General features: G+C 31.2%; 18 protein-coding genes. 7 read left to right on the top strand and 11 right to left on the bottom strand.

The features are described 5' to 3' along the window. Nucleotides 1–404: 404 nt before the first annotated feature. The 7 genes from Q0739_RS01215 to recR all read right to left on the bottom strand — a co-directional run bounded on the left by Q0739_RS01215 (nt 405) and on the right by recR (nt 7,526). Entirely contained in the window at nt 405–932 is a 528-nt protein-coding gene (locus Q0739_RS01215; RefSeq protein ID WP_298236873.1) for a hypothetical protein, read from the bottom strand. 144 nt (nt 933–1,076) lie between these two features. After that, on the bottom strand, nt 1,077–2,600 hold the full coding sequence (locus tag Q0739_RS01220; RefSeq protein WP_298236874.1) for a Helicase associated domain protein: 1,524 nt from the start codon (nt 2,598–2,600) through the stop codon (nt 1,077–1,079). 93 nt (nt 2,601–2,693) lie between these two features. Next, entirely contained in the window at nt 2,694–3,470 is a 777-nt protein-coding gene (locus tag Q0739_RS01225) for a 3'-5' exonuclease (protein WP_298236875.1), read from the bottom strand. Nucleotides 3,471–3,559: 89 nt separating this feature from the next. Then, complete coding sequence (locus Q0739_RS01230) at nt 3,560–4,879, bottom strand: dihydrolipoamide acetyltransferase family protein (protein ID WP_298236876.1); 1,320 nt, start codon at nt 4,877–4,879, stop codon at nt 3,560–3,562. A 76-nt stretch (nt 4,880–4,955) separates the two neighbouring features. Next, on the bottom strand, nt 4,956–6,053 hold the full coding sequence (locus Q0739_RS01235; RefSeq protein ID WP_298236877.1) for a glycosyltransferase family 2 protein: 1,098 nt from the start codon (nt 6,051–6,053) through the stop codon (nt 4,956–4,958). A gap of 17 nt (nt 6,054–6,070) precedes the next feature. Next, nucleotides 6,071–6,874: a glycosyltransferase gene (locus Q0739_RS01240; RefSeq protein WP_298236878.1), complete on the bottom strand. Its 804-nt coding sequence runs from the start codon at nt 6,872–6,874 to the stop codon at nt 6,071–6,073. A gap of 34 nt (nt 6,875–6,908) precedes the next feature. Continuing rightward, on the bottom strand, nt 6,909–7,526 hold the full coding sequence (recR, locus tag Q0739_RS01245; protein WP_298236879.1) for a recombination mediator RecR: 618 nt from the start codon (nt 7,524–7,526) through the stop codon (nt 6,909–6,911). A gap of 121 nt (nt 7,527–7,647) precedes the next feature. On the opposite strand from recR, the gene Q0739_RS01250 reads away from it, so the two are divergent. Continuing rightward, on the top strand, nt 7,648–9,090 hold the full coding sequence (locus tag Q0739_RS01250; RefSeq protein ID WP_298236880.1) for a sodium:solute symporter: 1,443 nt from the start codon (nt 7,648–7,650) through the stop codon (nt 9,088–9,090). On the opposite strand, the gene Q0739_RS01255 is transcribed toward Q0739_RS01250, so the two are convergent. After that, a complete protein-coding gene (locus Q0739_RS01255) occupies nt 9,061–9,423 on the bottom strand; it encodes a CoA-binding protein (RefSeq protein ID WP_298236881.1) in 363 nt (120 codons plus the stop codon). The two genes, Q0739_RS01250 and Q0739_RS01255, sit on opposite strands and share 30 nt — an antisense overlap. A gap of 99 nt (nt 9,424–9,522) precedes the next feature. Here Q0739_RS01255 and Q0739_RS01260 point away from each other — a divergent pair, with 99 nt between their 5' ends. Next, nucleotides 9,523–12,000: a TonB-dependent receptor gene (locus Q0739_RS01260; protein WP_298236882.1), complete on the top strand. Its 2,478-nt coding sequence runs from the start codon at nt 9,523–9,525 to the stop codon at nt 11,998–12,000. A 453-nt stretch (nt 12,001–12,453) separates the two neighbouring features. Here the strand turns inward: Q0739_RS01260 and Q0739_RS01265 are convergent, their stop codons facing one another. Further along, nucleotides 12,454–13,461, bottom strand: a complete 1,008-nt coding sequence (locus Q0739_RS01265; protein WP_298236883.1) for a beta-ketoacyl-ACP synthase III — start codon at nt 13,459–13,461, stop codon at nt 12,454–12,456. A 242-nt stretch (nt 13,462–13,703) separates the two neighbouring features. On the opposite strand from Q0739_RS01265, the gene htpG reads away from it, so the two are divergent. From htpG to Q0739_RS01285, 4 genes are all read left to right on the top strand, one after another. After that, entirely contained in the window at nt 13,704–15,614 is a 1,911-nt protein-coding gene (htpG, locus tag Q0739_RS01270; RefSeq protein ID WP_298236884.1) for a molecular chaperone HtpG, read from the top strand. A gap of 171 nt (nt 15,615–15,785) precedes the next feature. Next, entirely contained in the window at nt 15,786–16,421 is a 636-nt protein-coding gene (locus tag Q0739_RS01275) for an MOSC domain-containing protein (protein ID WP_298236885.1), read from the top strand. Nucleotides 16,422–16,465: 44 nt separating this feature from the next. After that, nucleotides 16,466–17,707 carry a DEAD/DEAH box helicase gene (locus tag Q0739_RS01280; protein WP_298236886.1) on the top strand — a complete coding sequence of 414 codons (1,242 nt, stop codon included), beginning with the start codon at nt 16,466–16,468 and terminating at the stop codon, nt 17,705–17,707. A 10-nt stretch (nt 17,708–17,717) separates the two neighbouring features. Beyond that, nucleotides 17,718–18,221, top strand: coding sequence for a cupin domain-containing protein (locus tag Q0739_RS01285; RefSeq protein ID WP_298236887.1), 504 nt, complete (start codon nt 17,718–17,720; stop codon nt 18,219–18,221). 12 nt (nt 18,222–18,233) lie between these two features. Here Q0739_RS01285 and Q0739_RS01290 read toward each other — a convergent pair whose 3' ends face one another. Both Q0739_RS01290 and Q0739_RS01295 read right to left on the bottom strand, forming a co-directional pair. Next, nucleotides 18,234–18,647, bottom strand: a complete 414-nt coding sequence (locus tag Q0739_RS01290; protein WP_298236888.1) for a hypothetical protein — start codon at nt 18,645–18,647, stop codon at nt 18,234–18,236. Beyond that, nucleotides 18,628–19,215 carry an RNA polymerase sigma factor gene (locus Q0739_RS01295; protein WP_298237067.1) on the bottom strand — a complete coding sequence of 196 codons (588 nt, stop codon included), beginning with the start codon at nt 19,213–19,215 and terminating at the stop codon, nt 18,628–18,630. The genes Q0739_RS01290 and Q0739_RS01295 overlap by 20 nt, the downstream gene beginning before the upstream one ends. Before the next feature lie 143 nt (nt 19,216–19,358). Between Q0739_RS01295 and Q0739_RS01300 the strand changes: the two genes are divergently transcribed. Beyond that, nucleotides 19,359–19,703, top strand: coding sequence for a DUF6249 domain-containing protein (locus Q0739_RS01300; protein WP_298236889.1), 345 nt, complete (start codon nt 19,359–19,361; stop codon nt 19,701–19,703). Nucleotides 19,704–19,728: the final 25 nt, after the last annotated feature.

The following is a 19,728-nucleotide window of genomic DNA, read 5'->3' on the forward strand; positions in this document are numbered from 1 at the left end:
AGACACTAAGACGTAAAATTTTTATTTGGGCGTTACTTTTTGCTCATACCTACAAGGTTTTCAAAACCTTGCAGGATCACAAAAAGTCGGGCTTTCCGTTACAAGTCCTCGCTTATGCGCTAAGGCGCAAAAGCTGTGGGCTATCCACTACAATCCCTAACGCGGGATAGCTTGCCAAAAGTTGTTTTTAACTCAAAGTTGCTTGCTTATCCTGCAAATTTATGATTTTGATTTTTCTAATAAGAAATTTACTTGTGTTTTATGTGGTATATCGGCTAAGTTTAAGAATAGTCGATTTTATGTACGAGGATTTTCCGTAGGAAAATCAGAAGCTAGCAAACGAGCAACAAACTTTGGTTTAACTAAAACTAGCAATTTTTTATATACTGTGCTATCTACCGTTTTTATTTCGTTAATAATTTTTTCATTTCTTCAATCGAATCTGTATAATCAGACATTTTACTGCCTTTTCCAATATGAATAGGACTTGTATTCATTCGATTAGTCAAGTCTTTTATTGGCATATTTTCTAATTTCCCAAAATCATTTTTCCAAAAATCTAATTCATAAAGTCTTTGGTTTTGAAATCCAGTCGTACTTCGGTCGTTATCTGTTGGCAGAAAGTCCAGTCCGCCAATAATTAAATTTAGAGTTTCAAAGTCAATTATTATTCCATCAAAAATTAGTTGTCCGAAAAGAGTGTCTTTAAAAATTTGTTCAATCTTGCTCAAATCTGATGATTTTATATCAGTCAGAATTACATTGTATTTGGTCAGTCCATTTGTGAGTAACCAGCATTTTTTTCTGTCAACATAAAATACTGTCGCATTCCATTTTCCGAGAATTCCGCAATCAGTTTTTTCGTCAGTTGTGATTAGTTTCTTGACTAACTTTTCTAATTTTTTAGTTATATGTATTTTCGTTTTCCTCAAATAGTAGCTAACGGTTTTGTGTAAGATTAGTTGCGTGGTTTAAGAACTAAAGTTAGCAAATAAATCACAGATAGAAAGTCCTCACGGACTTTCGTAAATATGCTATAACCAGCAATTAATTTTATACGGTGTTGTACAACGTTATTATATTATTCTTTCGTCAATTAATCTTTTCTTTTTCCATTCAGGTAACTTATCAATTTTATGTTTCCATTGTGCTAAAACTTCTCTTTCTTTCTTAAAAGTTCCCATAGGTGGATTTAGGTTTGGATGCTGAAAACGAAAACTTAAAAATTCTTGTATCTGTTTCTCAAATCCATCTATATGTTTATTTTCTTCGTGGTCAAAATCTACACCAATTTCTAATAATAAGTCTACTCTTTCTTGCTCTAAATATCGCATTGTACCATCAGACCTTACTTTTCCCTTCCTTTTTAGACCTCTTTGGTCATTAAGCCATTTCCCTAATTTGTTTGGGGTTTTATCAGGATTAGTTTGTGGTACATGCGCTTCTCCATATTTTTCAGCCCATTCTTTCAATTCTTCGTAACGTGCCATCCAACGCTTATTTTTTGGATTAAATTCCGCAGATTCCTTGCTCCATATGAAATCTAGGTCATTTAGTTTTTCGATTTTATAATCACTTAAGACCTCATTGTTGTTATAGGTTTTTTGGATAGCAACCCAATTGCCAAGTGAATAAAATGCATCAGTATTATCGCTAGTATGTGGAACGTCAGAATCTCCGTATTCATCATAATATGCTTTTAATAGTTGATAGTTTTCTTCCCAAATTTTTGCCCATCTAATTTCATGACCATCTCCAAAATAAAACCCTGTTTCTTCTAATTTTCTTTTATGTTCTGGTGGTATAGTATCGTTAGCATAAAATATCTTTTGTTTTCTATACCACATATAAAGATGATAATTCTTATAATCACGTGGAACGGTTACTTCATTATTTTTCTGTTTAAATATTACGAATTCATCAAAATATTCCTGCCAAGTTTCCATATACTTTTCAGTAATTTTGAATTCATAAGTTTTATTCGAGTTGTTTTTATTGTTTTCGGATTCGTTGGTTTCTAAAAATTCAGTTAAATCAAGGTCTATTTCTTCCTCTTTTTTAGTTCCATTTTTATTTAGAAATGAATTCAGTCGATTTAATAGACGAAGAATACTTTTATGCGATAAATTTTTATATTTAGGCTCAATCGTATTGGTAATTGAAGTCTCTAATTCTTCTAAATTACCCTCTCCTTTTAAAGTAATTCCCCATTCGTGATTAAGCCATAAACCACTATCTGTGAAATTTGCTGATGAGATTAAACCACCAATATATTTTCCAGACATTTTGAAAATATAAATTTTCCCATGCAGTTTATTATTCAGAGAAATATTACATTCAATTTCTCCTGACTTTATTTTAGGGATTTCAATTAATGACTTTAAAGAATGGACTTTTTTTATTTGGTCTAGCGAATTTGGTACTAAAGTCGTAATCAGATTTATTTTTTTAATATTTAATAGGATTTCATCTTTAAAGAAAAGACTAAAATCTCTCATCAAATATGGACTTGTAATTAACAATTCATCTGACATCTTTATCATTCCGAGAATATGCTCTTTATGATTTTTGTCTGATTCTAAATTGTCTATTATGTTCATCTGCGGTAATGTTGTACAACTTGTTATATAGTTACTTTTATATTTTTATATCCCGTAAACAAGTTAGGATATAGTAAGTTTTTTTTGCCGTTGTTACCCCAACTTATTATTAAAACTCCTCAATTTAATAGCAGTCAATACTTTTTTAGTATATAACGGAAAATCTGCATTTAGTAACCATCCAAAATACCCAGGTTCTTTTTCTAAAACCTCGGTAACTAATTTTCCTTTATGCTTCCCGAAAGAAAAACACTCCTTTCCTTCTTTATTATATGATATAAAACCTGCAAAATCTGCAAACTTTCTACGCGAACTAAACTCTGCCAAAAACTTAGTATCATTTTCTAAATCTTCATACTTATCTAACTGCGCTTTTAAAACTTGGTAGGTTGCATTCGTATCAGCTTCAGCACTGTGCGCGCCATCCAAATTCTTATCACAATAAAACTTATATGCTGCACTTAGTGTTCGTTGTTCCATTTTATGAAAAATGGTTTGCACATCCACTGCTACTCTGTTTTTCATATCAAAATCAACCTCAGCACGCAACATTTCTTCTGCTAATAACGGAATATCAAAACGGTTAGAATTAAAACCACCCAAATCAGAATCTTTAATCATGTTATGAATATCCTTAGCTAGTTCTTTAAATGTTGGTTCGTTTGCTACTTTTTCATTAGTAATTCCATGAATTTCAGTAACTTCTTTAGGAATCGTCATTTCTGGATTCACCAACCAAGTCTTACTTTCTTCAGTACCGTTAGGAAACACTTTTAATATTGAAATTTCAACAATTCTATCGTGAGTAATGTTTATTCCTGTAGTTTCTAAATCGAAAAAACAGATCGGTTTTGTTAGGTTTAATTGCATTTTAAGATTTTACTTAATGTTGTTTTTGTAAAAATAAAAAAACCCAACCGTTTTAAGGTTAGGTTTAGCTATTGTTTATTTTTTTAATTTTAAATTTCTCTATTTATATCCCAAGCTTCAAGGTAGTCTGTAACAGCTTTTACAAACTGCCCTCCTAATGCCCCATTAACCACACGATGATCGTATGAATGTGATAAAAACATTTTATAACGAATACCAATAAAATCACCATCAGGGGTTTCAATAACCGCTGGTACTTTTCTAATAGCACCAAGTGCCAATATACCAACTTGTGGCTGATTAATTATTGGTGTGCCCATAATACTTCCAAAGGTACCAACATTAGTAACGGTATATGTTCCGCCTTGTGTATCGTCTGGTTTTAGTTTACCTGTTCTAGCACGATTAGCCAAATCGTTAACTTGCTTCGTCATTCCAACCAAGTTAAGCTGATCTGCATTTTTTATAACTGGTACAATTAAATTTCCATCTGGTAATGCCGCTGCCATACCCAAGTTGATGTTTTTCTTTTTAACAATTGTATCGCCTTGCACAGAAATATTCATCATTGGGTAATCTCGTAATGCTTTAGCTATGGCTTCCATAAAAATGGGTGTAAAGGTTAAGTTTTCACCCTCACGTTTCATGAAATCTGATTTAACTTTCTTTCTCCAATTCCAAATATTAGTAACATCGGCTTCTATAAAACTTTGTACATGTGCAGACGTTTGTACAGACTCAACCATATGATGTGCAATCAATTTGCCCATTCTGGTCATTTCTATAATCTCATCTTCACCACTTGAAACCACAACTGGTTTTTCAACTTTAGGAGCCTCAACTTTTTTTGTAGAAACACGAATTGCTTCAACATTTTGAGATACTTGCTTTATAGCAGTCCCTTTATTTTGAATATAGCCTAAAATATCATTTTTTGTAACACGATTATCTTTTCCTGTTCCAACTATAGCATCTAATTCTTCTTGAGAAACACCTTCTGCCTTAGCTATATTTTTTACTAGAGGCGAGTAAAAACGTTCGCTACTTGACACTGGAGGAGCAACTGTTTCTTTAGCAAGAGAAATAGTCTGTACTATCTCTTCAACAGCTTTTTCATTCTGATTTGTTTCTATTTCATCATGGCCATTGTCTGATAATTCGTCTTCCCCTTCTGTTTCAATAATAGCCAACACCTGCCCTACTTGAACAACATCATCTACATTAAACAAACGCTCGACTAAAACACCATCAACTTCACTTGGGACTTCGCTATCAACCTTATCTGTAGCTATTTCCAATACAGGTTCGTCTAACTCAATAGTATCGCCAACTTCCTTCAACCAAGATGTAATAGTTGCTTCTGCAACACTTTCTCCCATTTTTGGTAACCTAAGTTCAAACTTTGCCATATTCTTATTATAATACTTATTTTTTATATTCTGTTTGCAAAATTAATTAAAAAATATGTGTTTTTGTAAATTATTCTCATTGAAAATGAATTACTTCTCCTCTACTTGTAGCATTATCACTACCAATAATAAAATTAGAATTATCTGGTAATATTTTATAAGTTATTGTGCTATTATTTGAATTTTCAATCATTTCAATTATATTTTTATAATTCAAGAAGTTAGCATTAAAAATGACTTCATCACTGTTTTTTACATTTGCCATACTATCTTGAAGTAAAACTTTACATTTTAACGCAGATTGTAATTTATAATTCATTTGATCTGAAATAAAAAGATACCTATTTATATTTTTAATTTCTTTTTTAGGTGTTTGTCTAATAAAATAAGACAATTTTATACCAATCCAAATAAGTAAATCGAATATACTATTTTTTGAAAAGTGTTTTTTATAGAATATTTGCATAGCCCCATAAAAATTACGCGCATAATTTTTATCTCGCAACGTGCTTTCTCCTTTAAAATGTATACAGCTAGTTTTTCCAAAATAATAATTTTTATAACCAGCCATTAACATTCTATAAGACAAATCTATATCTTCACCATACATAAAATAATCCTCATCAAAACCACCTAATTCTTCATAACATGTTCTTTTTATAAACATAAAAGCGCCTACTAAAATATCTACTTCTCCGATTTCATCTTCAACCAAGTTATTTGCATAATATTTATTAGGAAAACCTAATATTTTTTTCAACGAAGTGATGGCAGAGGGGATATTCCTCTTACTTTCTTGAAGAAAGCTGCCAACACCATTTAATAATTTACAACCTACAACACCTAGTTTGTCTTTTTGATTTGAAAACTCTAAAAGCTTAATAAATGTATCATCACTAACAACAGTATCTGGATTCAATATGCATATATATTCTCCTTTCGCTTTTGAAACACCTATATTATTAGCCTTAGAAAAACCAAAGTTTTCTTTATTCTCAATTAGAATTGCCTCAGGGAAAACTTCTCTTACCATTTTGCAACTGTTATCATGAGAATTATTATCAACAACTATAATTTCAGCTTCGATTTTTTCAACTGCTTTATAAACACTTTTAAGACATAAGTGCAAAAAGTATTGAACATTATAATTTAGTATGACGACAGACAGCTTCAAATTAAAATCTTGATTAATTATTTATATAAAAACCGCTTCATTAAAATCAATAGTTTTTGCGGTAATATATGTGTTAATATTGCCCTAAATAAACCTAATGTAGTATAAAAACCAAATTTATACTCATTCAAAAAAAGTTTTATTCTACTTTTTGTTTGTTTATGTCTATTCTTGGTTGAAATACTCTCTGGATTAACTTCATATTCAAGTAAAATATTTTCTAACACCTTTGTTGTATATGTTTTTTTAATTTTGAAAAAAAAAGCGTGGTCTTCAAGTGCTGGATAATTTTCTGGGTAATAGCCCAATTTACTTACTAACTCACAACGATACATGACTGAAGGGTGGACAAAAGGGTTATACAAATGAATAACCTCCTTTAAATCATTATGGCTTGAGGGTGGTTTAAATTCAAAAAGTTTCTTTCTTTCCATATCAACAAATCTTACCCACGATGCGACCAAACCTAAATCATTATCATTTAGAAAAGCTTGTTTTTGATGCTTGAATCTATCATTTAAATTAACATCTCCTGCGTCTATTCGAGCAATAAATTCATATTGATTTAATTCAATAATAAACTTTAAACCTTTATTTAGCGTTTTTGCTATGCCAATATTTTCAGCATTTTTAATAAATCTAATATCTAATTGATCTCTAAAATTTTTAATTATTTCATCAGTCTTATCTACTTCATCACTTCCATCATCAAACACAAATACAGTAAATTCCTCACTTTCGCTTAACAAGGAATTCAAAGTAAGCTGCAAACCAACTTGATTATTATAATGTGGTAACAGAACTGCTATTTGTCTGTTCATAAGAAAAGAATCGTTAGATGATGATAAAACTAAATTACAATTTTAATGAAGATTCAAATGGAACTCTATTCATAATGCTTCTCCCAAGTGTTATTTCATCTGCATATTCTAATTCATCTCCTACCGAAATCCCTCTAGCAATGGTAGAAATAGCAATATTAAATTCTTGAATTTGCTTATAAATATAAAAATTGGTTGTGTCTCCCTCCATAGTGGAACTTAATGCAAAGATCAATTCTTTTATTTCACCAGTTTTAACACGATCTACTAAAAGCTTAATATTCAAATCATGAGGACCTATACCATCCATAGGAGAAATTTTACCTCCCAAAACATGATATAATCCTTTAAACGAGCTTGTACTTTCAATTGCCATAACGTCGCGCGCATCTTCTACAACACATATTATTCCGTTATTCCTTTTATGATTTGAGCATATGTCGCAAATATTTAAATCACTTATATTATTACATGATTTACAAAACTTAATATTGTTACGCATATTTTGCAATGCCTTTGAAAGTGACTCAGTTTGATTAATAGGCTGACGTAATAAATGAAGTGCCAAACGCAAAGCCGTTCGCTTACCTATACCTGGAAGTTGAGCTACTTCACTAACTGCATTTTCCAACAATTTCGACGAAAATTCCATGGTTGCAAATTTACTATTTCGATACGAATTTCGCTAATTTTAATGAATGCATTTAAATAACCAAGTCTTCTTTTGGAATTTGAAGTTTAATATTTGTATTTTCAAAACTTGAATTAAATTTATGACTGCCACTCAAATTATTCTATTAATAGCTTCTTACTTTGGGCTATTAATCTTAATATCATATTTAACTGGAAAAAAGTCTGGAAATGATGCTTTTTTTAAAGGCAATAGACAATCGCCTTGGTACGTTGTCGCTTTTGGAATGATTGGAGCTTCTCTATCTGGCGTAACATTTATATCGGTTCCTGGGTGGGTTGAAGCCTCACAATTTAGCTATATGCAAGTTGTATTAGGCTATATAGTTGGTTATTTTGTTATCGGGACAATACTTCTTCCCTTATATTACAAATTAAACCTAACATCAATTTATACTTATTTAGAAGAACGTTTTGGCAATTACGCATATAAAACAGGAGCTTCCTTCTTTTTAATATCAAGAGTAGTTGGCGCTAGTTTTAGATTGTATTTGGTGGCCAACGTATTACAAATAATTTTGTTTGATGACTTGGGTATTCAATTTTGGCAAACTGTAACAATTACTGTACTTCTTATTTGGTTGTACACATTTAAATCTGGCATAAAAACTATTGTATGGACAGATACCCTACAAACACTGTTTATGCTTATTGCTGTAGGGGTTGCTATTTATTTTGTTAGTAGTGAATTAGATCTAAACACTAGTAGTTTATTAAGTTTTATAGCGGATAGTGACTTGAGTAAAACATTCTTTTTTGATGATTTTAAATCTAGCAACTACTTTTGGAAGCAATTTATTTCTGGGGCATTTATAGCGATTGTTATGACGGGCTTAGACCAAGATATGATGCAAAAAAACCTGACTTGTAAAACACTTAAAGATGCACAAAAAAACATGTTTTGGTTCACCATTGTATTAACCATTGTAAACTTTATTTTTTTAAGCCTGGGCTTATTACTTACCATTTATGCACAACAAAACGGTATTGATGCCAATAAAGATGATTTATTTCCAATTCTTGCAAAAAACCATTTGAGTATTGGTGTTTTTGCTTTTTTCTTATTGGGCTTAATCGCTGCCGCATATAGCAGTGCAGATTCAGCTTTGACTTCACTTACAACATCATTCAGTATAGATATTTTAAATATTGAAAAAAAATACGATTCTAAAAAACAAGTCCAAGTTCGAAAACGCATTCATGTACTAATCTCTTTGATTTTAATCTTAGTAATTATAATATTTAAATATATAATTAAAGATGCTAGTGTTATTGCGAAGCTATTCGTTTTTGCGGGTTACACATATGGTCCGTTATTAGGTTTATACGCTTTCGGGTTATTTACTAAGTTGCAGGTAAAAGATAAACTAGTACCTATAGTGGCTTTGCTATCGCCTATTCTATCTTATATAATAAGCGTTAATAGTACAAAATGGTTTGGTTTTGAGTTTGGTTTCTTCATTCTTATTTTAAACGGCTTCCTAACCTTTTTAGGACTAATATTGATTCGTAGCAAGCAGAACTAGGGTACAAGATGCCTCGTAAGCTATATTATTTTCTTTCAAAAGATTATAAAATTCTGGATTCTCTGTTCCTGGATTAAAAATAACGCGTTTAGGACGCAACGAAACAATATAATCATAGTACGCAACCTGCTTTTTTTTGTTTAAATAGAGTGTGACAGTATCTATATTTTCATATTGTACTAATTCACTATCAATATCTACATCTGCTACTTTACCCTTCATAAGACCAAAAGCAACCACTTTTTTATTATGCGCAACCAAACGTTGTATCGCATAATTTGAATATCTATTTGGCTTTAGTGATGCCCCAAACACCAATGTTTTTTTACTCATGTTAAAAAAATGTTAATAGTTGTTAAATGTGGTAACGAAAAACTTTTCGAATCGTCTACCATATATCATCATAAATCAATCAAAAAAACGAACAATCAAATGAAAAATCTAATTTTCATGTGTTTCTTATTGCTAGCAACAAGCACTAAAGCAATAAACACATCCCCCGAAAAAACCATTGACAAAACTGGTTCCATATTTGGAAAAGTGTTAGACGCTAAATTAAACCAACCCTTACCATACGTAAATGTAATTATTAAAAACAGTAATAAAGAAATAATAACTGGTGGCATCACTAATGAAGATGGCACCTTTAAAATTGACAAAATAGTTGAAGGAAATATTTTTATCAGCATTCAATATATTGGATATAAAACATATAACAATGAAGTTAAAATTGGCAAAGACAACTACAAGGTAAACCTAGGTTCTATATTGCTAGAAGAAGAAGTCGAAGGACTTGATGAAGTAACAGTAATAGCTGAAGTCTCAACAATACAGCAAAAAGTAGATAGAAAGGTTATTAATGTTGGTAAGGACTTAGCCAATATGGGAACAGCTACCGAAATTATGACAGCGGTTCCTTCAATAAATGTAGATGCTCAAACTGGTGATATAAGTTTAAGAGGAAACCAAAACGTTCGCGTTATGGTAGATGGAAAATTATCAAACATCCCAACAGCACAGTTATTAAGGCAATTACCCTCTTCTTCCATTAAACAAATAGAACTTATAACCAATCCCTCTGCCAAATATAATCCTGAAGGTATGAGCGGATTAATAAATATTATTCTTCACAAGAATACCAACATTGGGTTTAATGGTGGTTTAAATGTAGGGCTTCGTTATCAAAAAGAAGCCAAGTTTAACAGTTCTATAAATATGAATTATAGAAATGGTAAAGTAAATCTTTATGGAAGCTATGGTAATAACATTAGAAAAGGCGTCAACACAGGACTTATCTCACAAATAGAAAATAATTCCTTCCAAACCTTGAATATCTTAGATAATAACAAATCTCATTTATATAAAATTGGAATAGACTATTATTTGAATGATAAGAACACCATCTCCATTTTTACCAATCAAAACACCTTTGACAGTAAAAATGATTTTAGATCTGACTATATATTTAGGAACAACATGCTAGACAATCAAAGGCAATTCACCAACTCGATGAATGAAAATGGTTCAAGCCAATACAACTTCAACTACAAATTAGACTTTAACAAAGAAGGGAGGAATTTGGAATTAGAAGTTGACTATAATGATTTCGAAAATGAAATTGACACAGATAACATTCAAATAGGTAACAACATTAGACCTAACTTCATTGAATTTACTGAGACCGATAGAGAAAGAACCACTATAAATTTAGATTATGTAGACCCAATTTCCGATAAAGCTAAATTAGAATTAGGTTTACAAGCTAGACTTTTCGACAATTTAATTGAATACGAATCTGATGCTAGGGTTAGAAATCAAAACGGTGTTTACATACCCACGCTTACTAATTATGATTACAAACGCAATATATATTCTGCCTATGCCAACTACAATAAGAAATTCGAAAAATGGTCTTATCAAATAGGCTTAAGAGCAGAAAGTGTTAACGTAGATGCAAATGCTATTGAAACCGATTTAAGTACAAATAATGAAACCGTATTTCCTTTTGAAAATGATTACTTTCAAATATATCCTTCATTATTTTTTACATTTAATCCATCAGAAAAAAACTCATATCAATTAAGCTATAGCAGACGCGTAGATAGACCCGGTGTTGGTCAAGTTAACCCTATACCAGAATGGAATACACCATTAGTTTCTAATTTTGGAAATCAAGAATTAGAACCGCAATTCACAAACTCAATTGAAGCCAATTACACGAAGCAGCTAAAAAAAGGAAGCATTACTGGTGGCATATTCTATAGAATTATTGAAGACGAAATTAACAGAGCCGTTAAGGTAGACCGATCAGATTTAACATCGAACAGAATTATTTTAACCTTCGATAACTTTGATAATACAACCGCTTACGGACTTGAATTATCGAGTAATTACAGACCCACAAAATGGTGGAGCTTAAATGCTAGTTTCGACCTATATTCTCAAACCCAAAAAGGAATAGCAGAACGTATAGACCCAACTTTAATTAATCCTACAGAAAACGACATAATAGTTGAATCTGTTGAAGTAGATAATGTCATCTGGAATTTTAGAGTATTTAATAATTTTAAAGCAAGCAAAAAATTGTCCTTCTCTGCATTTGGAATGTATCGAGGAAAAAACACTGGTTTAAACTTTGAAATGGATCCCATGTATTTTGTAAATCTAGGTATGCGTTATTCGTTCTTAGAAAATAACAAAGCCACGTTTAGTCTTAATTTCAATGACGTTTTAAATACTCAGGAAATTGGCATTACCAGTAATCGTCCGTTTAGCCAAACAGCTGAGTTTGTACCCGAGTTTAGAACATTTTTCGTTGGTCTATCGTATAAATTTGGAGGTGGAAAATATAGAGCCAAATCAAGAAAACGTCGTGACGATAACGAAAAATCTGGTGGTGGCTTCTTATAATAAAAAGCTTTAATAGTCTATTTTAGTTGATGGTTAGTATTATTAATAGATTATTAAATATAATCCCTTAAAGGTAATCTTTTAAGGGATTTGCTTTACATCTATTACTAAAAACTATAATTTAAATGTTAAAATTGTTAAATTTCTATAATTATTACAATATATAATAATGTTATACGTTACAGGTCTATACTCAAAAACCAAAAACGAAGATTTAATTATTTAGAGTTAGTCACCTTCACATAATAACATTCGTATGATAAAGAGTAGTAAAATTTAAAAACTCGAAATGGTTAATTTCGAGTTTTTTTGTATAAAATGTTAAAGTTTGTTAAGAATGAAATAAAATTCATTTTTTTACGTCTATAATAATATACTTCACACAAGATAGTGTTAATTGGAGTTGATTAATAGCTTAAAAACCCGAAACAATGTTTCGGGTTTTTATATTTATTACCAGTTAATAATAACACTTCCCCACGTAAACCCACTACCAAAAGCTGCTAAAACCACAGTATCATTGTCCTTTATCTTACCTTCTTCCCAAGCCTCGGTTAATGCAATAATAACCGATGCTGCGGTAGTATTCCCATACTTCTGAATATTATTAAACACTTGATCATCACGTAATCCAAATTTCCTTTGAATAAATTGTGAAATTCTAAGGTTTGCTTGATGTGGGATTAACATATCAATATCTTCTTTCTTTAAATTATTAGCTTGAAGACCTTCAACAATAGCTTCACTAAAACGAACTACTGCATGCTTAAAAACAAAAGTTCCATTCATGTATGGATAATAAGATGTGTCATTTGGATCATTAGCTTGCAAAATTTCAGGCACCCAATGCTTAATACTTGGTCCTTCAACTACAAGCTCTTTGGCGTATTTACCCTCGGAGTGTAAGTGAGATGACAAAACACCTTTGGTATTGTCTTCAGTTCTACTCATAACAGCAGCACCAGCACCATCGCCAAAGATAACTGTAACACCTCTACCACGAGTAGATTTCTCTAACCCTCCAGAATGATACTCTGCGCCAATAACCAAAATATGCTTGTACATACCTGTTTTTATAAACTGATCTGCCACAGACACGGCATACACAAATCCTGTGCATTGGTTTCTTATATCCAGTGCACCAATGGTTGGCATATCAAGCAAATCTTGAATCTGAACACCACAACCTGGAAAATAATAGTCTGGGCTTAAAGTTGCAAAAACAATAAAATCTATATCATCTTTAGTTAAACCAGCTCGCTCAATAGCAATTTTAGCAGCTTTTGCCCCCATAACAGCAGATGTGTCGTCTGAACCTTTTGGAATCCATCTACGTTCTTTTATTCCTGTGCGCTCTTGAATCCATTCGTCACTAGTGTCCATCATCTTAGACAAATCATCATTAGTAACTACATTATCTGGCACATATTTACCTAGTCCTGTTATTTTTGAATTGTACATATAATATGCATGTTTTTCTATTCCCGAGAAATCGGAAATCTGTTTATATTGGAATAACCAAAGTACAAAATAATACGATTATATTTCAAAAATCAAAAATAGCTATTCTTAAATATTAAATATTAATGCCAGTTTGTCACATTTTAAGTCTTGGCATTTTTGTTGTCTACCCAAAACCAAATAAGTTAAACTATCATTAATCAGGTTCCCTACCTCTAGGGAATAACAAATAAATTAATATCATGACAAAAGGAAACATTAATGTATCGGTAGAAAACATCTTCCCTCTCATTAAAAAATTCTTGTATAGCGACCACGAAATATTTTTACGTGAGTTAATTAGTAATGCAACAGACGCGACGTTAAAGTTAAAACATCTAGCAAATATTGGAGATGCTAAAGTTGAGTATGGTAATCCTCAAATTGAGGTAAAAATTGACAAAGACAACAAAAAACTTCACATAATAGACCAAGGTTTAGGTATGACGGCTGAAGAAGTTGAAAAATACATAAACCAAGTAGCATTTTCTGGAGCCGAAGAATTTTTAGACAAGTACAAAGATTCTGCAAAAGATTCAGGAATTATCGGTCACTTTGGGCTTGGTTTCTACTCGGCATTTATGGTTGCAGAAAAAGTTGAGATTATTACAAAATCTTATACAGATGAACCAGCAGCACACTGGACATGTGATGGCTCTCCCGAATTTACTTTAGAACCTTCAGAAAAAACAGAAAGAGGTTCAGAAATTATTCTTCATATTGCAGAAGATTCAACCGAATTCCTTGAAGAATCTCGCATTCGTGAGTTACTTAATAAGTATAATAAGTTTATGCCTATTCCAATTAAATTTGGAACTAAGGAAGTAAACGACCCTGAGCACGAACCAAAAACAACTAAAGATAAAGACGGTAAGGAAACAACCGAACCTCACAGACAAATAACTGTAGATAATATTATTAATAATCCTAATCCAGCATGGACAAAACAGCCATCAGATTTAAAGGATGAAGATTACAGTGGATTCTATAGAGAATTGTATCCAATGCAATTTGAAGAGCCTTTATTCAACATTCACTTAAATGTAGATTATCCGTTCAATTTAACAGGGATTTTATATTTCCCTAAAATGACGAATGATTTAAACATTCAAAAAGACAAAATTCAATTATACCAAAACCAAGTTTTTGTAACAGATAATGTTGAAGGTATTGTCCCAGAATTTTTAACCATGCTTCGTGGTGTTATAGATTCTCCAGATATTCCATTAAACGTATCACGTTCTTATTTACAAGCCGATGGTGCTGTAAAAAAGATTTCATCATACATTACAAGAAAAGTAGCTGATAAATTAAAATCACTATTCAATAATAACCGTGAAGATTTTGAAGCTAAATGGAACGATATTAAAATTGTAATTGAATACGGTATGCTTTCTGAAGAAAAATTCTTTGAAAAAGCAGATGCCTTTGCATTATACCCAACAGTAGATGGCAAATATTATACTTATGAAGAGCTTTACAATAAAATCAAAGCGAAACAAACAGATAAAGATGATAAATTAGTAATACTTTATACGTCAGATAAAGATGCACAACACAGTTATATTGAAGCTGCTAAAGCAAAAGATTATGAAGTATTGTTATTAGATTCTCCAATTGTTTCTCATCTAATCCAAAAGTTAGAGAGTACTAAAGAAAAAATCTCTTTTGCACGTGTAGATGGTGATCATATTGACAATCTAATTAAGAAAGACGATACAACAATTTCTAAATTAGATGAAGACCAAAAGAAAAATCTTGATGAATTGCTGAAAGAAGTCATTCCTTCTGAAAAGTTTATGGTGCAATTAGAAGCCATGGATAGCAATGCAAGTCCATTTATTATCACGCAACCAGAATTTATGCGTCGTATGAAAGAGATGCAACAAACTGGAGGAGGCGGTATGTTTGGCATGGGCAACATGCCAGAAATGTATAACTTGATAGTAAATACAAATTCTGAACTGGTAGGTGAGATTTTGAACACTAAAACCAAAAAGAAACAAGAACGTTTAATAAATCAAAGTTTAGATTTGGCACGATTATCGCAAGGTTTATTAAAAGGTGAAGAACTTACAAACTTTATCAAGCGCAGCTACGATATGATAAAATAAGTTGACACGCTGATTCAATCGGCATCCTATATAAATCTAAAACCACTTTGTTTTCACAAAGTGGTTTTTTGTTGAAAAAAATTGACTTTGTCAGAAAAATTAGCGAACTTCGTTTAACTACCAGTTAAAGTTCATTGAAACAGAACTTTATCTTAGCATTAAACGAATCTTTTGAAAATAATCTCAACCAACATAGCAAATCCTACCTCCATTATCTGGAATGGTAAAGAACTAACAACAGGTATTTATAAAAACCCTGTAAATCATCCAATATTTTTAGGTAATCAAGGTGTACAAAACGATGAAATTTCTGATAAGAAAGTACACGGAGGTGAGTTTAAAGCATGTTACTTGTTTTCTGAAAACCAATATGATTACTGGAAAAATCTATATCCAAATTTAGATTGGAAATACGGTATGTTTGGAGAAAATCTCACCATATCTGGATTAAATGAAAAAGATATTCATATAAGCGACATTTATAAAATTGGGGCTGCTCTTGTACAAATAACACAACCTCGAGAACCATGCTTTAAGTTTGGGTTAAAGTTTGGTACGCAGCTCGCTCTAAAACAATTTATAGATCGGGGGTTTCCAGGAACTTATATTCGTGTACTAGAAGAAGGTTATGTAAAAACAGGTGACTCTGTAGAGTTAATTGAAAAGGCCAAAGACAGTATTAGTACATGGGAGTTATTTAATTTATTATTTATTAAAGACAAAAACCAAGAACATATTAAGTTAATAATGAACAACAATGCTTTACCTAAACGGAAAAGGGACAAACTGAAATCTTTTTTGAAGTAGCTTTGATTTGCTTTATCATATCTTTGCATCAAATTATACCATAAATGTCTTTTAAAGATTTAAAAATAAGTAAACCCCTTTTACGTGCTGTAGCAGAAGCTGGATATGACAACCCCACTTTAGTTCAAGAAAAAACTATTCCTCTGGTTTTAGAAAAAAAAGATGTGATTGTTTCTGCGCAAACAGGAACAGGAAAAACGGCTGCTTTTGCGCTTCCAATTTTGCAATCACTTTTAGATAAACAAGACGCTCCTAAAAAGGGAAAAACAATTAAAGCTTTAATTGTAAGTCCAACAAGGGAATTAGCTATACAAATAGAGAATAATTTTAATACTTACTGCACATATACCAATTTAAGAACAACTGTTGTTTATGGCGGCACATCTATAGAACCTCAAAAAGATATTTTAAAAAAGGGAATTGATATTTTAATTGCTACTCCTGGACGTTTACTAGATTTACACAAACAAGATGTTATAAATCTTGATTATGTGGAAACACTTGTTTTAGATGAAGCCGATTTAATGTTAGATATGGGTTTTATTGATGATGTTAAAAAAATTGAACGCCTTTGTACTAGAGATAAGCAGACTCTTTTATTTTCGGCGACGATTCCTCATAAAGTTGAATTTTTAGCAAATACTATTTTAAACAATCCTGAACGTGTTGAAGTGGCTCAGAATTCATCTACTTCAAAAAATGTAAATCAATGGTTATATTACGTTCCCAAACGCAATAAAATAGAATTGTGTTTACATGTTTTGAGAAATACCATAAAAGGGAACATTATTATTTTTAGACGCACAAAATTTGGTGTAGACAAACTTGAAAAAACACTATTGAAAAATGGATACAAAGTAGATAGTATTCATGGTGATAAAAGTCAAACAACAAGACAAGACGCCTTAAATCGATTTAAAAAAGGTGAAGTAAATATTCTAATAGCTACAGATGTTGCTGCTCGTGGCATTGACATTAACGAATTAGATGCGGTAATAAACTTTGATTTACCTAACATACCTGAAACATATGTTCATAGAATTGGTAGAACGGCAAGAGCAGGAAACTCTGGGGCAGCATATTCGTTTTGTTCTGCAGATGAAAAAAATTATATAAAATCCATACAACAACTTATTCAGCTTCAATTAGATATAATTGAAGAGCATCCATATCCACTAGATCCTAAGGCTAAACCTATTATTCATAAGTCTACAAAAACAGGAAGTAAACACAAAAAAAGACGTAAAAGCGTTGCTTCAAAAAAGAAGAAAAAGCGTTGGTATTAAAATGTAAAGTATGACTAAAATTGAGCAAATTGTAAATAAACTCCAATTAGCACCTCATCCTGAAGGAGGCTTTTTTAAAGAGGTTTACAGAAGTAAAGAAGTAATAAATAAAGACAGCTTAAATTCTGACTTTTCAAGTGAACGAAATTATTCTACATCAATTTATTTTTTACTAACCTCTAATAGTTTCTCTGCTTTTCATAGAATAAACCAAGACGAGATTTGGCATTTCTACAAAGGTTCTCCAATAAAACTTCATATAATTTCTCAAGAGGGTGATTATTGGAATGTAATTATTGGTAGCAACATAGAAAATGACGAATTGCTTCAATATACCGTATTAGCAAAACACTGGTTTGCCGCAGAGGTTATAAAAAATGATAATTATAGCTTAGTGGGATGTACTGTTGCTCCTGGTTTCGATTTTAAAGATTTTGAACTTGCTAATAGATCAAAATTAATATCAATATTCCCTCAACATGAAAATATTATAACTAAACTAACGAGAATCTAGAAAACCCTTAATCTAACTCTCCAATCGCTGATTGAAATGATGCTTTAAAAATGGTATTTGAATACAAAACATCAAGCAAAAGAATATTATAGCATAACCAAATGTTTTAGAAATTGTAATACCAGAAAATACATTATTAATAGCATTATTTGATATAACGCTAAAATCTAACATCCCAAACCAATTAGACGTTTCTAATTGATTTCCAAAAAGTAAATAAAGTACTAAAACCATTAGAGAAACACCAATTACTATCCAAGATTTTTTAGAAATTAAAGGTTCATAAGCTATAACAGAGCTTTTACTCAACTCTGAAACTCTGGACATAACATCTTCTGTAAAATTAAAAGATGGAGTTTCTACAACGCTATTCCTTATAATTTTCTTTGCAAAATTGTCTAAATAATTATCTTCCTGTTCTTTCATAACTTTCAATTATTTCTGGTTCTAGATGCTCTCTTAATATCGTTGCTAATTTTTTTCTTCCTCTAAATATTTTTACTTTAACATTATTAGCTTTTAAACCAACTGCTTTAGATATTTCTTCTAAAGATAATTCTTCAAAATAGTATAAAGTTAGTAAAAAAGCATCCTCACTTGGCAATAAAGCTATGCATTCTTGAATAGCTTTGCTATACTCTTCCTGTTCTAAACTATCCAATGCATTATCAATTGTTTTTACTTGATGCTCGGTAAATTCATTAATAGGAATATCATTAAAATGTTTTCTATTCTTTTTCAATCTATCCAAACATGTGTTATAAGTTACTTTATACACCCATGTTGAAAATTTAGAATCCCCTTTAAACTTATTTATGGATTTATATATCTTTATAAAAGTGTCCTGCGAAACTTCTTCTGCCTCTTCCCTATTCTTTAGCATGCGCAATGCTAAAGTATAAACCAAATCCTTATAGCGATCTACTAATACTGAAAAAGCATTAGTGTCGCCATCAATTACTAAACTAATATAATATTGGTCGTTGGTGGTCATTTTATTAATGAGACGACTCAATGCTCTTTTAGGTTACAATTATTCTTTAAAATATTTTTTTTGCAAAAATTGTAACCAAAACCAAAAACAAATCGTCATAAGCTATGAACACATGAAATTTAATCAATTAAAAACAAACAATTATGGAAGGAATTTTAATACCAATTAGCTTTTTTTTAGCAGTTTTCGGAGTTATCTATTTGCATTTATCTACAAGAAATAAAGAACGTTTAGCGCTTATTGAAAAAGGAGCCGATGCTAGTATTTTTATGAAAGGAAAAAGCCATACATCTCCAATCTGGAAAGTACTTCTTTTAAATTTAGCCTTATTACTAATGGGCATTGGTATTGGTGTATTCTTAGCAATGCTCCTTACCGAATTTACAACATTAAATGAAGATGCTGTATATCCTGCTATCATTTTCTTTATGGCGGGAGCATCTCTATTCCTTGGTTTTAAAATGACTAAAGACTTAGATAAAGAATAGTAAACATCATCAATCAAAAAAACAT

It is taken from the genome of uncultured Algibacter sp., assembly GCF_947487605.1.
Lineage (GTDB): Bacteria > Bacteroidota > Bacteroidia > Flavobacteriales > Flavobacteriaceae > Algibacter_D.